Here is a 13991-nt window from a genome sequence, read left to right on the forward strand (position 1 = left end):
GGATGGTGCCGGCGAGAGGACTTGAACCCCCAACCTACTGATTACAAGTCAGTTGCTCTACCAATTGAGCTACACCGGCATGGCACTCATTCTTTTGTGATGATAAATGGTGGCTCGGGACGGAATCGAACCGCCGACACGAGGATTTTCAGTCCTCTGCTCTACCGACTGAGCTACCGAGCCATGATGAAAATGGCGGAACCGACGGGATTCGAACCCGCGATCTCCTGCGTGACAGGCAGGCATGTTAGGCCAACTACACCACGGTTCCAAAAGATATAATTGCTTAAGTTAATTGGTTGCGGGGGCAGGATTTGAACCTGCGGCCTTCGGGTTATGAGCCCGACGAGCTACCGGGCTGCTCCACCCCGCGTCAGTAAAAATATGTTATGGTGGAGGCTGAGGGGATCGAACCCCCGACCCTCTGCTTGTAAGGCAGATGCTCTCCCAGCTGAGCTAAGCCTCCATAAACAACAATTGTTATTGTACCAAAGTCCACTAGGATAAATCAAGTGAAAATTTGGTGACCCGTATGGGATTCGAACCCATGTTACCTCCGTGAAAGGGAGGTGTCTTAACCCCTTGACCAACGGGCCATACTAATTAAAAATTTGTGGCGGAGAGAGAGGGATTCGAACCCTCGAGACGCTTGTGGCGCCTACACGATTTCCAATCGTGCTCCTTCGGCCAAACTCGGACACCTCTCCATATGGCTCCCCGAACAGGACTCGAACCTGTGACAACTCGATTAACAGTCGAGTGCTCTACCAACTGAGCTATCAGGGAATATTCATACCAGGCTTAATCGCCTGAAAACTGAATCCGAAACGAATCTGCATTCTAAGTATAGGATAAGCCCTCGACCGATTAGTATTGGTCAGCTCCATGCATTACTGCACTTCCACCTCCAACCTATCTACCTCGTCGTCTTCAAGGGGTCTTACTAATTGGGAAATCTCATCTTGAGGGGGGCTTCACGCTTAGATGCTTTCAGCGCTTATCCCGTCCGTACGTAGCTACCCAGCCATGCTCCTGGCGGAACAACTGGTGCACCAGCGGTACGTCCATCCCGGTCCTCTCGTACTAAGGACAGCTCCTCTCAAATTTCCTGCGCCCACGACAGATAGGGACCGAACTGTCTCACGACGTTCTGAACCCAGCTCGCGTACCGCTTTAATGGGCGAACAGCCCAACCCTTGGGACCTACTTCAGCCCCAGGATGCGATGAGCCGACATCGAGGTGCCAAACCTCCCCGTCGATGTGGACTCTTGGGGGAGATAAGCCTGTTATCCCCAGGGTAGCTTTTATCCGTTGAGCGATGGCCCTTCCATGCGGTACCACCGGATCACTAAGTCCGACTTTCGTCCCTGCTCGACTTGTAGGTCTCGCAGTCAAGCTCCCTTATGCCTTTGCACTCTGCGAATGATTTCCAACCATTCTGAGGGAACCTTGGAACGCCTCCGTTACTCTTTAGGAGGCGACCGCCCCAGTCAAACTGCCCACCTGACACGGTCCCCGTACCCGATTAGGGCACTAGGTTAGAACCTAGATACGATCAGGGTGGTATCCCAACGGCGCCTCCACCGAAGCTTGCGCTCCGATTTCTACGGCTCCCACCTATCCTGTACAGATCGTACCCAAATTCAATATCAAGCTGCAGTAAAGCTCCATGGGGTCTTTCCGTCTTGTCGCGGGTAACCTGCATCTTCACAGGTATTAAAATTTCACCGGATCTCTCGTTGAGACAGCGCCCAAGTCGTTACGCCATTCGTGCGGGTCAGAATTTACCTGACAAGGAATTTCGCTACCTTAGGACCGTTATAGTTACGGCCGCCGTTTACTGGGGCTTCGGTTCATAGCTTCGGGTTACCCCTAACCACTCCCCTTAACCTTCCAGCACCGGGCAGGCGTCAGCCCGTATACTTCGCCTTGCGGCTTCGCACAGACCTGTGTTTTTGCTAAACAGTCGCTTGGGCCTTTTCACTGCGGCCCCCTCGTGCTATTCACACTACCGGGGCACCCCTTCTCCCGAAGTTACGGGGTCATTTTGCCGAGTTCCTTAACGAGAGTTCTTCCGCGCGCCTTAGAATTCTCTTCTCGCCTACCTGTGTCGGTTTGCGGTACGGGCACCTTCTCCTGGCTAGAGGCTTTTCTTGGCAGTGTGAGATCATGACCTTCGCTACTATAATTTTCGCTCCCCATCACAGCCCAGCCTTAATGATGTGCGGATTTGCCTACACATCAGCCTCACTGCTTAGACGGACATCCATCAGTCCGCGTCACTACCCTCCTGCGTCACCCCATCGCTCATAGCGGATTACGGTGGTACAGTAATTTCAAACTGTTGTCCTTCGACTACGCCTTTCGGCCTCGCCTTAGGTCCCGACTTACCCTGAGCGGACGAGCCTTCCTCAGGAAACCTTGGGCTTTCGGCGGATCAGATTCTCACTGATCTTTTCGTTACTCATACCGGCATTCTCACTTGTGTAGTGTCCAGCGCTCTTTTCAGTACACCTTCAACCCCTACACAACGCTCCCCTACCCCAGATACATACGTATCTAGCCATAGCTTCGGTGGTGTGTTTAGCCCCGTTACATTTTCGGCGCAGAGTCACTCGACCAGTGAGCTATTACGCACTCTTTCAATGGTGGCTGCTTCTAAGCCAACATCCTGGTTGTCTGTGCAACTCCACATCCTTTCCCACTTAACACACACTTGGGGACCTTAGCTGATGGTCTGGGCTGTTTCCCTTTTGACAATGGATCTTAGCACTCACTGTCTGACTCCCGGCAATAAGTATATGGCATTCGGAGTTTGACTGAGCTTGGTAATCCTTGCGGACCCCGCACCCAATCAGTGCTCTACCTCCACTACTCTTATACCGAGGCTAGCCCTAAAGCTATTTCGGGGAGAACCAGCTATCTCCGAGTTCGATTGGAATTTCTCCGCTACCCCCACCTCATCCCCGCACTTTTCAACGTACGTGGGTTCGGGCCTCCAGTGCGTGTTACCGCACCTTCACCCTGGACAGGGGTAGATCACACGGTTTCGGGTCTACGTCCACATACTCATTCGCCCTATTCAGACTCGCTTTCGCTGCGGCTCCACCTTCTCGGCTTAACCTTGCATGTTAAACGTAACTCGCCGGTTCATTCTACAAAAGGCACGCCATCACCCATTAATAGGGCTCTGACTTTTTGTAAGCACACGGTTTCAGGTTCTATTTCACTCCCCTTCCGGGGTGCTTTTCACCTTTCCCTCACGGTACTGTTTCACTATCGGTCGCCAGGTAGTATTTAGCCTTAGCAGATGGTCCTGCTGGATTCATACGGGGTTTCACGTGCCCCGCACTACTCGGGATCCGTCTCGGAGAGAACGCAGTTTAGGTTACAGGGCTTTTACCTCTATCGCGGGCCTTTCCAGACCTCTTCACCTACCATATTCCTTTGTAACTCCATGTGAGACGTCCCACAACCCCTAAGAGCAAGCTCTTAGGTTTAGGCTGTTCCGCGTTCGCTCGCCGCTACTGACGGAATCACTATTGTTTTCTCTTCCTCAGGGTACTTAGATGTTTCAGTTCCCCTGGTCTGCCTCTACATTTCCTATGTATTCAGAAATGAGTAACTGCGAATTACCACAGCTGGGTTTCCCCATTCGGACACCCCCGGATCAAAGCTTGCTTACAGCTCCCCGAGGCAGTTTCGTTGTTCGCCACGTCCTTCGTCGGCTCCTGGCGCCTAGGCATCCTCCGTGTGCTCTTATTAGCTTAACCTTGATTTTTCCGTAGAAAAATATCATACGATGACATTCCTCTTTGGAATCATCTCACTAATAACATTTACTTGTTTGCACAAGTTGCTAAAAGATGTTCTAAAACGCAAATTCGTTTCGGTATCCAGTTTTCAAGGATCAAGTCTTACTGAGAGCTTAAACTCTCAAAACTGAGCAACGAGTGAGTAACAGGCCTAAACCTGAGTTTTGGAAGCTTAGCTTCCGATTTGAATGTTCTCATTGCAGAGAACGATTCTCCATAGAAAGGAGGTGATCCAGCCGCACCTTCCGATACGGCTACCTTGTTACGACTTCACCCCAATCATCTACCCCACCTTCGGCGGCTGGCTCCCTTGCGGGTTACCCCACCGACTTCGGGTGTTGTAAACTCTCGTGGTGTGACGGGCGGTGTGTACAAGACCCGGGAACGTATTCACCGCGGCATGCTGATCCGCGATTACTAGCAATTCCGACTTCATGCAGGCGAGTTGCAGCCTGCAATCCGAACTGAGACCGGCTTTGATGGGATTGGCTCCACCTCGCGGCTTCGCTTCCCGTTGTACCGGCCATTGTAGTACGTGTGTAGCCCAGGTCATAAGGGGCATGATGATTTGACGTCATCCCCACCTTCCTCCGGTTTGTCACCGGCAGTCACTCTAGAGTGCCCAGCATTACCTGCTGGCAACTAAAGTTAAGGGTTGCGCTCGTTGCGGGACTTAACCCAACATCTCACGACACGAGCTGACGACAACCATGCACCACCTGTCTCCTCTGTCCCGAAGGCCGCCACTATCTCTAGTGGATTCAGAGGGATGTCAAGACCTGGTAAGGTTCTTCGCGTTGCTTCGAATTAAACCACATACTCCACTGCTTGTGCGGGTCCCCGTCAATTCCTTTGAGTTTCAGTCTTGCGACCGTACTCCCCAGGCGGAGTGCTTACTGTGTTAACTTCGGCACCAAGGGTATCGAAACCCCTAACACCTAGCACTCATCGTTTACGGCGTGGACTACCAGGGTATCTAATCCTGTTTGCTCCCCACGCTTTCGCGCCTCAGCGTCAGTTACAGCCCAGAAAGTCGCCTTCGCCACTGGTGTTCCTCCACATATCTACGCATTTCACCGCTACACGTGGAATTCCACTTTCCTCTTCTGTACTCAAGCCACCCAGTTTCCAGTGCGACCTCAGGTTGAGCCCAAGGTTTAAACACCAGACTTAAATAGCCGCCTGCGCGCGCTTTACGCCCAATAATTCCGGACAACGCTTGCCCCCTACGTATTACCGCGGCTGCTGGCACGTAGTTAGCCGGGGCTTTCTTCTCAGGTACCGTCACTCCGGTAGCAGTTACTCTACCGGACGTTCTTCCCTGGCAACAGAGCTTTACGATCCGAAAACCTTCATCACTCACGCGGCGTTGCTCCGTCAGGCTTTCGCCCATTGCGGAAGATTCCCTACTGCTGCCTCCCGTAGGAGTCTGGGCCGTGTCTCAGTCCCAGTGTGGCCGTTCACCCTCTCAGGTCGGCTACGCATCGTCGCCTTGGTGGGCCGTTACCCCACCAACTAGCTAATGCGCCGCAGGCCCATCCCTCAGTGACAGATTGCTCCGTCTTTCATTCTTCTCTCAGGAGAAAAAAGAAATTATCCGGTATTAGCTACCGTTTCCGGTAGTTATCCCAGTCTGAAGGGCAGGTTGCCTACGTGTTACTCACCCGTCCGCCGCTAAGTTATTTTGAAAGCAAGCTTTCAAAATAACTCCGCTCGACTTGCATGTATTAGGCACGCCGCCAGCGTTCGTCCTGAGCCAGGATCAAACTCTCCAATTAGTATTGAAAAGAGCGATATGCTCATTTTGAAACATCTGACGAGAAAATTAATTCTCTAATTTTGGATTTCACTTACGTGATTTCCTACTCACTCGTTGTTCAGTTTTCAAAGATCAAGCCGTTTATTTCGTCGATGTGTTGTTCAGCAGCGACCTTTATAATATATCACAGCACCCTCGTTTTAGTCAACCTTTTTTTTAATTTCTTTTTTCGGTTGTCTTTCGAATGTTTTCGAAAGCACATCTCTGTGTCAGAGGGACGAGTTATAATTTAACACATGAACAAGGAAAGAGTCAACCATTAATTTTCCTGAATAAATATGAGCGTTTCATATTAGTAAACAAATAAAAAAGAGAGTGCTCAGCCTCTCCCTATCCTTGCTCATCTCTCTATAATTAAACATCTTCTACTGTATCTAATTCATCTCTATAATGTATAGCGGATCGCATGCCCTTCTCCCTCGTGAACATCAGCCCAAGATGTAATCTCTCGGATTAGCGAACGAGAAACCAGCTTTCGTAAAACAAGGGGTAGTTCAGACTCTAATTGACTCAGACCTGAATGCTGCAGTAATTCTTTAATGCTCCATGCTTCCTTACGGCTATTCAAAATATTAAAGAGCAATAGACAACAGTCCGTCATTTTGGACATAATCCCAAATTCACATGCAAGAAGCACAAGCTCCACACGTTGCTCTAAGGTCTCAGTACTGACCGTTAACTCCTCATAAAGTTTATGAACAGAGGTATTCATGCTTTTAACCTGTTCCCAAATAGCTGGCTCGGGGAAAGCACCCACTTCACTCACTTCTATTCTTGCCCAATGATATAAGGCTATCAATACACAGTTGTAAGCATCCATAATAAAGCCAGCCTCTATATAGCGCTTGGATTTCACATACATATGCAAAAAGCGGGCAAACTCCATAAATGCGACCCGTTCCTTGATCGGTCCTTCAAATTGCAATATCTCGCTGCGCATTTCCTCGAGTATTCCCTTGGGGTCCCAGATCACTTCCCCCCTCATCAAACTGATAAGAAGTTCGTTATTATCCCCTGCCATAACAGCCTGCTCCAAAGCAAATAGGCCGATATGGACTGACTGGGTCCGTTGGTCACCGGCAATGGTATGGCGAACAATATGCTCTCTATCCTGTTCTTCATGCAATACTAACACTATCATATCAAAATCTTGAAGAAGTGCGCTTTGAAACGGAATATCCCCATTCTGCCGCAAAACGACCGCTCCTAAAACATTCTCATCAAACGTTTCTCCACTCAACAAAGTTACATTGGACAGTTCCATGCTTCCCTCCATTAAATTTGGCGATTTTGCGTCCAGTCAGTTATAATTCAGTTATAATTATTATTCTACATATGAAAGACAGTTCCTTCTGGACAACCCAACTATATTTAGTTAGGAGCAAACACTCATGAAGTTTAAAACGGCTAAGATCAACGCTTTTCGCACATGGGGATTACTGCTCACAATGCTCGGAATGGGACTTATGGTTTTGGGTACAGCGGGCATCGTGTTTTGGGGCTCAACTGGAAAAGTATTCGCTGGAATCGGTCTTGTAATCGGTTTAATCTCAATGATGGCAAGTCTTGCAATCTATTTCTGGGCTGGGATGCTGTCAACTAGCGCAGTCCAACTGGAATGCCCTGAATGTCACAAGCTGACCAAAATGCTGGGCAAAACAGACCGCTGTATGTTCTGCCATACCATCCTTACTATGGATCCAGCTGAGGCCAATATTACTGCGGAACAACTTAAGAGTCAGCAGCTTAATCAATAAAACACATCTTACAGAAGCTTATTACTAGCGATTTATAATGCAATCAAACATTTGCTTAATACAACAAAGGGGCCCCCGTATTGGGAGCCCCTTTGTTTATTATGAATGAAATAATAATTACTTATGAATTCCTTGTAATGCCTCCCATGCAGACAGATTACTAAAGCTGCGATTCCATGAACCGATGCCACCAAGCCCTAAAGACTTAGCAAGCTCAACTCTAGCTTTTAAGGAAACTTTGTCTTCGATCCATATTTTTTTAAGAGCGCCATCTTCCTTATACTCAACGTAATTCTGCCCAGCTGCCTTATCAAAGGTTGGGGTTAGCTTCTTCTCTTTAATAATTTTTTCAACGGCATTCATACTAACCGATTTAGAGCTTACTTTGGTCTTGCCATCTACCTGGGCCTCAGTCCAGATTCTAGTATACAGTGGAATCCCCAGAATCAGCTTCTCAGGCGGTACATCGTCTTCCTCTATGATCCGGCTTAACGAGCTTTCTACCCACGGTAGAGACGCAACAGAGCCCGCGATAGGACTAGCCGCCCAGTGCTCGTCATAAGCCATAACAATAAGATAATCAACTACGGAATTAAGAGCCTTACGATCAAGGAAAGCTGACCACATCTCACTGTTGGATTTAGGGGTTACGTCTATGGAGACGATTAAGTTTTTGGCTTGAGCCATAGGTTTTAGCTCTCGCATAAATTGTGTAACATTCTCCCCGTCTTTCGTATATACATTCTCAAAGTCAATATTAATTCCATCCAGCTTGTATAAATCTGAATACTCGAGGATCTGTACGATCGCGTTCATCCGCTTCTCATAGCTCGACAATGCCTCAGTGGTTATGTCCGGATCAAAGCTATTGCTGAGCAGCCCCCACACTTCCAACCCGCGCTCATGCGCCCATTGCACATACGCACTGTCAGCCTGACTGCGCACATTTCCATCACCATCTATGATACTGAACCAAGTCGGGCTAGCCACGTTAACCCCTGGAAGCTCACCGAATGTACTTGGATCAGGTTTACGTTGATAAACTGCTTCCCAATACAAATTCACTGACTTCCCTTTCCAGCTTCGTTCTGCCCGTGAGGGAGTGGTGCTTTTGGGTTCCACTGTTTTTTGACCGTCCGAGATAATATCACTGGCCTTGGCATAACCCGCATAACCGCTGCTTAACTGCACATACAGCCAGTCCTCATTTTCCTTATTCCAAATACTCACACTGGCTCCCGGGGACATATTCGCCACGATGGGTGCGTGAATCGATGCTTCGTTGCGAAGAGCGACTGTCTTATCTCCCGCTTCACCTTTCACTTTCCCCAGAGGTACAGTCTCCCCTGCTGTCATTAACAGCACAGCCCCGGTGGTCGTATCCTCTTCAATTTCAAATCCATAAAGGTCCTCTAATACATCTGCAGGAAGATAGGTTATCTTCTCCTTAACTTCAGGTGCCAGCCGCAGCTGCAGCGGACGATTGTTCAGACTAGCATCGGTTTTATCCTCTTGCATATATAGAAGTTCACTTTCCGTTGATAGGATGACCGATTTAGTCTTTTCTTCATAACGAATAGAGGAGTCCACATGTTCCTGCAGTAATGGTAAAGGCAAGAGCATGCTATCACCGGTCCCTGATGCGGAATATCCTGTTAGCTCTCCTTTTACGAAGATAGGATGTTCTAGGCCTTTCCAGTCTGGATCGATGTGCTGGCGATTTGGCAATACAAAAAACACAACCCAATAAGCTGCTGCCGCAATGAGCAAAAGTCCAAAAAAGCGTCGGAAAAGACCTCCGCGCTTTTTAACGCGTTTTTGTCTATATCTTCTGTCCAAAATATATCCTCCAAATATTAGATGATTTTAAGTTAAGTCTAACAATACGATTATAACATCCACTTGGTTCCGGATAACCAGTATAAGTTAGTCATTTTCACTATATTTTGTTATTTCTAAAAAAATAAAAACGTGAGTCCTCCGCTTTCGGATTTCACACGTTTATTGTGTAGCTTGGCTATACGCCCTTGAGTACTGTAGTATTCTGTCTTATTGTTGCTTCTCTCTGCAACATTTGCAAACTCCATGCAATTCCATACGCAAACCCGTAATTTTGAAGCCCGTTTCCTGCTCCGCATGTATCTCTACATCATGAAGCGATGGATAACTAAAATCTTCAATCTTACCGCATAGCTGACAGATGACATGATAATGATCAGATACATTGGCATCAAAACGACTGGAACTATCCCCGTAGGTCAACTCGCGAACCATGCCGGCTTCCATAAACATCTTGAGATTATTATATACAGTTGCAACGCTCATGCTCGGAAATTTCGGCTCTAGCGCCCGGTATATATCGTCAGCTGTAGGATGATTCATTGCTTCCATCAAATACGTAAGAATCGCATGACGCTGGGGCGTTATACGGACACCTGTTGTCTTTAATTGTTCCAGTGCATGTTGTACTCCACTCCCCATTACTGTCACCGCCTTTTGAATTTAAAAATAAAAGAAGTACTTCTTAAGATTGTAAGACTGGTTTTTCAATGTTGTCAACGAAGTCTATACATTATATTTATTATTATATAAGAAAAATTACTTTTTTCAATATTTCCTAACATTTAGATTGCTATTTCCTTCAACATGAAGCTTGAACTCACCGGTCCCCACTTCACCTGATACTTTTTTCTTATCAATTGTAAGTTCAGGCAAATCTGAAGTAATATCACCATATCCACTGGAACCATTCACTGTATAGTTGCTTAACACTGGCAAATACAATTGAATATCACCAACTGCGCTATAAATATCCCAGTCTCCAGCGACATCTGAAGAGCGAACATCAATGGTACCATTTAGAGATTCCGCATGTAGCTTGGATCTGGCTCCATCAACCTCTAAATTACCGTTTTTGGTAGTAATATCGATATCATTGCTATTTCCGATCGCACTAATATTGCCGACAGCCGTCGATAATTTCAAAGCACCGGTAACATCCCAAGCATTCATATTGCCACCGCTCGTCGTTAAATCAACGCTGCCTTGAACAGATCTGGCACGGACAGCTCCATTCAGTGTTTTTCCCTTAACATTACCAAAGATACGATGAAGGATCAGCTCTCCATTCCCCGTTTCCAGAGAAATGTCTTCAATGGCTTCTACATTCTGCAATGTGATCCCGCCATTCATGGTGCGAACATCGAGGTTAAAGCGGCGATCCTCCGGCAAGTAAATGTCTAAATCCATGCGTGGCTGGCGTTTGCCGGATTCTCCATAAGCCTTGCTATTTGAGGTTATTTTTATGTTGGGCCCTTCAACAACGTCCACAAAGGACTGTTCTGATATAGCTTCAGCCATCGGCCCATCCAACTGATCTACCCAAACTGTCGTCGTAATTTGAATATCATCCACCGGAGCACGGTGTAATAAAATATCACCATTAATACTATCAATAGATATTTTGGCTGTATTTAATTCCACCGGAACAATTAGCGGGGCTTTCTGATATTTGCTGCCTTTAGCCTCACCATAATCCACTGCTGCTGCCGTCAGATTAAGACTGACATTTTTCCATAGATATAAATAATGTTCTTGCTCTGCAACAATAAATACACTCGCAGCTAGCAATATAGCGGATAAAAGCCCACGTAAATCCAATCTGATTCTGGTTCCCTTGGCTGAACGGTTAGAGAAGATAAACATCAGCAGGAACTCAATCCCCCATAACACCGGGATGACTGGCCACCACTTCAAGAGCAGGAGCATATAGTCAGTTCCCTCTCTCCAATCCAAAAACAAAGGAACAGAAATAGCTATCAGCAATACAGAAGCCGTATATCTTCCTACGCGCCGCTTGCGAGGTTCATTGTCTTTACGCTGCACAACTGCTCTGGCAATTTCTCTAGCTCCTATAAATAAGCCACCGCATACTATAATGACAGATACAGCCATTTCAGCATAATGTTCAATAAAGAACTGGAGCCATGTTGGTTTTTGCCGGAACAGAATAAGCAGGGCGCCCCCTAATAGCAGTAAGAGCCCAAAGGATATCCCAGGCTCGCTGACGATACTACGACGCTTAGGAGCCACGTTTGCTTTGGTCACAGGGATATCAAGCTCATGATCCTCTGGGAAGCGAAGAAGCCTATCCGCTGATTGCAATACGTCATACACGTTATAAAAATAGATCGCCGGAATAATGAGCGCAAGTAAAATAAGTAGTGGAACATTAATCTGCATCCCGATGGATGAGAAATACAATAAAGCTGAGATATCCAAAAGAATTAGAAAGATGAAGGTGATCCCTTTTCGGAGAAGCCCAAAATACAAATGCCCCGTCCCAGGGATGAGAGCTGCCAGCAGTCCAGCGATAAATTTACGTTTGCGGTGGCGCCGCTTCGGACGCGGAGGAATAATCCTCTTCTGTATCTCACTCTCCTTAGTCTCTATATCAACAGAATCTTGCAGTTCTTCCTGCTCTGGGAGCATTGCAGAGTCATGTTTCATTTTGGACTCCTCCTTTCGTAAATAGTTGTCTATGAATATCTTTTTTCAAAGAGAACCACTCCGATGAAATTCAATCAATTCAACTCCTGGAGCGACTTCCTCCACACCGGTAGGCAGAAAACCATGTTTACTGTACAACGAAACGGCAGGTGTATTCTTTTTGCCTGTCGACACAATGAATTGCTCCATCCCTGCAAAATGCTCAAATACATATTCCAAAAGATGGCTAGCGATACCTCTACGAAAAAAGTCCGGCCCCACCATCATTCGTGTAATCGTCAATTTTCCAGGAGATTCTTCCTCTACAGCAACAGCACCCATTAGTTCCTCATCTTTATCGAAGCAGCCATAAAAACCTTCTTTAGAGCTGCTGAGCATTTCTCTCGTCTCCATCAGAGGTGGTATTTCACGAAAGCCTATAAGTTCAGCTTCCAGTCTATAGGCCTTATGCTGAAGACTCCATAATTCATTAACGGTGCTTTCATCCTGCAGATTTAGCTTGTTAATTGTATTCATCCTAACCAGTCCCCTTATATGCCGCTAAGGGCCTGCCGTTGCCGACAAGCCCTTAGCTTATTACATAAGTATATTACCCCAATTATAAACGCCGCTGGCGTCCTTTTACAGACGACAAGCGTTTAGTTGCTCAATACCTCGATGAGAAGTTTATTAGCAAGACCCGGATTCGCCTTACCTTTACTTTCTTTCATGACTTGTCCGACCAGGAAGCCGATTGCTTTCTGTTTACCTGCTTTATAATCTTCCACAGATTGCGGATTGGCGGCTACGACTGCTTCCACAATCCCTTTAATAGCACCTTCATCGCTGATCTGCACCAGACCTTTTTCCTCAACGATAACAGCTGGCAGTTTACCGCTCTCTAGCATTTCTTTAAATACTGTTTTAGCGATTTTGCTGCTGATGGTTCCGGCTGCAATCAGTCCGATCATCTCGCCTAGCCCTTGTGGTGTAATTTGTACCTGCGACAACTCCAGATTATTACCATTCAAATAGGCAAGCAAGTCACCCATAATCCAGTTAGCTACAGTCTTGGCATCCTGCGTATAGGCAAGACATCCTTCGAAAAAGTCCGCTAACAGTTTAGAGGATGTAATAACGCCTGCATCATAAGCTGTCAGGCCCAGTTCCTCGCTATAACGAGCTTTCCGTGCATCCGGAAGTTCTGGAATCGTTGAACGAATGGATTCTTTCCAAGCATCATCAATATGCAGAACGATCAAGTCCGGGTCCGGGAAGTAACGATAATCATGCGCTTCTTCTTTCCCGCGCATCGATAATGTTTTCCCTTGTGCTTCATCCCAGCGGCGAGTCTCTTGCACAACAACTCCACCATCATCCAGGATCTCAGCCTGACGATATTGCTCATACTCCAGTCCACGCAATACACCGCGGAAGGAGTTCATGTTCTTAAGCTCTGCTCTAATGCCGAATTCCTCTTGTCCTTCTGGGCGTAGACTGATGTTCGCGTCACAGCGCATCGATCCTTCTTCCATCTTGACATCGGATACGTCACAATACTGCATAATCGCACGGATTTTCTCCAGATAAGCACGAGCTTCCTCAGGAGAGCGCAGATCAGGCTCGGATACGATTTCGATAAGCGGTGTTCCCACCCGGTTAAAATCGACAAGCGAGGCAAAACCGCCATCTACGTGCGTAAGCTTACCTGCATCCTCTTCCAAATGGAGACGAGTAATGCCGATCCGTTTGGTCTCTCCATTAACTTCAATGTCGATCCAACCGTTCAGCCCGATAGGCTGATCAAATTGTGAAATCTGATAAGCTTTTGGTGAATCCGGGTAAAAATAGTTCTTGCGGTCGAATTTGCTAACATCACCAATGGTGCAATTTAGCGCCATCGCTGCTTTCATAGCGTATTCTACCGCTTGTTTGTTGAGCACTGGCAATACGCCGGGGTGACCCAAGCAGACAGGACAGGTATGAGTGTTAGGTGGGGCTCCAAATTCAGTGGAGCATCCGCAAAAGATTTTGGAGTTGGTATGAAGCTCTACGTGAACTTCCAAGCCGATGACCGTTTCGTATTTAGACATAAGTAATCCCATTCCCTC

Annotated in this window: 7 protein-coding genes, 8 tRNA genes and 2 rRNA genes; 1 reads left to right on the forward strand and 16 read right to left on the reverse strand. The window is 47.1% G+C overall.

Going from position 1 to position 13991, the window contains the following annotated elements:
• Positions 1 to 3: 3 nt before the first annotated feature.
• The 11 genes from MHH86_RS27045 to MHH86_RS27095 all read right to left on the reverse strand — a co-directional run bounded on the left by MHH86_RS27045 (position 4) and on the right by MHH86_RS27095 (position 6899).
• Positions 4 to 79, reverse strand: a tRNA-Thr gene (locus MHH86_RS27045).
• A 28-nt stretch (positions 80 to 107) separates the two neighbouring features.
• Positions 108 to 183, reverse strand: a tRNA-Phe gene (locus MHH86_RS27050).
• 10 nt (positions 184 to 193) lie between these two features.
• Positions 194 to 271 (reverse strand) — tRNA-Asp (locus tag MHH86_RS27055).
• 25 nt (positions 272 to 296) lie between these two features.
• A tRNA-Met gene (locus MHH86_RS27060) sits at positions 297 to 373 on the reverse strand.
• A 17-nt stretch (positions 374 to 390) separates the two neighbouring features.
• Positions 391 to 466 (reverse strand) — tRNA-Val (locus tag MHH86_RS27065).
• 55 nt (positions 467 to 521) lie between these two features.
• Positions 522 to 596, reverse strand: a tRNA-Glu gene (locus MHH86_RS27070).
• An 18-nt stretch (positions 597 to 614) separates the two neighbouring features.
• Positions 615 to 707, reverse strand: a tRNA-Ser gene (locus tag MHH86_RS27075).
• A gap of 3 nt (positions 708 to 710) precedes the next feature.
• Positions 711 to 786: transfer RNA gene (locus tag MHH86_RS27080), tRNA-Asn, on the reverse strand.
• A gap of 61 nt (positions 787 to 847) precedes the next feature.
• A 23S ribosomal RNA gene (locus tag MHH86_RS27085) occupies positions 848 to 3774 on the reverse strand.
• 262 nt (positions 3775 to 4036) lie between these two features.
• Positions 4037 to 5594: ribosomal RNA gene (locus tag MHH86_RS27090) — 16S ribosomal RNA — on the reverse strand.
• Together the 16S and 23S rRNA genes with 8 tRNA genes alongside form the textbook arrangement of a ribosomal RNA operon.
• 426 nt (positions 5595 to 6020) lie before the next feature.
• Positions 6021 to 6899: a nucleotidyltransferase-like protein gene (locus MHH86_RS27095; RefSeq protein WP_036680149.1), complete on the reverse strand. Its 879-nt coding sequence runs from the start codon at positions 6897 to 6899 to the stop codon at positions 6021 to 6023.
• A 127-nt stretch (positions 6900 to 7026) separates the two neighbouring features.
• Here MHH86_RS27095 and MHH86_RS27100 point away from each other — a divergent pair, with 127 nt between their 5' ends.
• Positions 7027 to 7392: a DUF2614 family zinc ribbon-containing protein gene (locus tag MHH86_RS27100; RefSeq protein ID WP_036680151.1), complete on the forward strand. Its 366-nt coding sequence runs from the start codon at positions 7027 to 7029 to the stop codon at positions 7390 to 7392.
• A 117-nt stretch (positions 7393 to 7509) separates the two neighbouring features.
• On the opposite strand, the gene MHH86_RS27105 is transcribed toward MHH86_RS27100, so the two are convergent.
• The 5 genes from MHH86_RS27105 to gatB all read right to left on the reverse strand — a co-directional run bounded on the left by MHH86_RS27105 (position 7510) and on the right by gatB (position 13973).
• Complete coding sequence (locus MHH86_RS27105) at positions 7510 to 9231, reverse strand: glycosyl hydrolase family 18 protein (protein WP_036680156.1); 1722 nt, start codon at positions 9229 to 9231, stop codon at positions 7510 to 7512.
• Between the two features lie 210 nt (positions 9232 to 9441).
• Positions 9442 to 9873, reverse strand: coding sequence for a peroxide-responsive transcriptional repressor PerR (perR, locus tag MHH86_RS27110; RefSeq protein ID WP_036680160.1), 432 nt, complete (start codon positions 9871 to 9873; stop codon positions 9442 to 9444).
• A gap of 126 nt (positions 9874 to 9999) precedes the next feature.
• Positions 10000 to 11901, reverse strand: a complete 1902-nt coding sequence (locus tag MHH86_RS27115; RefSeq protein WP_235219439.1) for a DUF4097 family beta strand repeat-containing protein — start codon at positions 11899 to 11901, stop codon at positions 10000 to 10002.
• Positions 11902 to 11946: 45 nt separating this feature from the next.
• On the reverse strand, positions 11947 to 12417 hold the full coding sequence (locus tag MHH86_RS27120) for a GNAT family N-acetyltransferase (protein WP_076146333.1): 471 nt from the start codon (positions 12415 to 12417) through the stop codon (positions 11947 to 11949).
• A 122-nt stretch (positions 12418 to 12539) separates the two neighbouring features.
• Positions 12540 to 13973 (reverse strand): Asp-tRNA(Asn)/Glu-tRNA(Gln) amidotransferase subunit GatB, encoded by a 1434-nt coding sequence (gatB, locus tag MHH86_RS27125; RefSeq protein ID WP_179088423.1) that lies wholly within the window; start codon positions 13971 to 13973, stop codon positions 12540 to 12542.
• Positions 13974 to 13991 lie beyond the last annotated feature (18 nt).

The sequence above is a fragment of the Paenibacillus sp. FSL F4-0097 genome (genome assembly GCF_038593125.1).
Lineage (GTDB): Bacteria > Bacillota > Bacilli > Paenibacillales > Paenibacillaceae > Paenibacillus_AQ > Paenibacillus_AQ odorifer.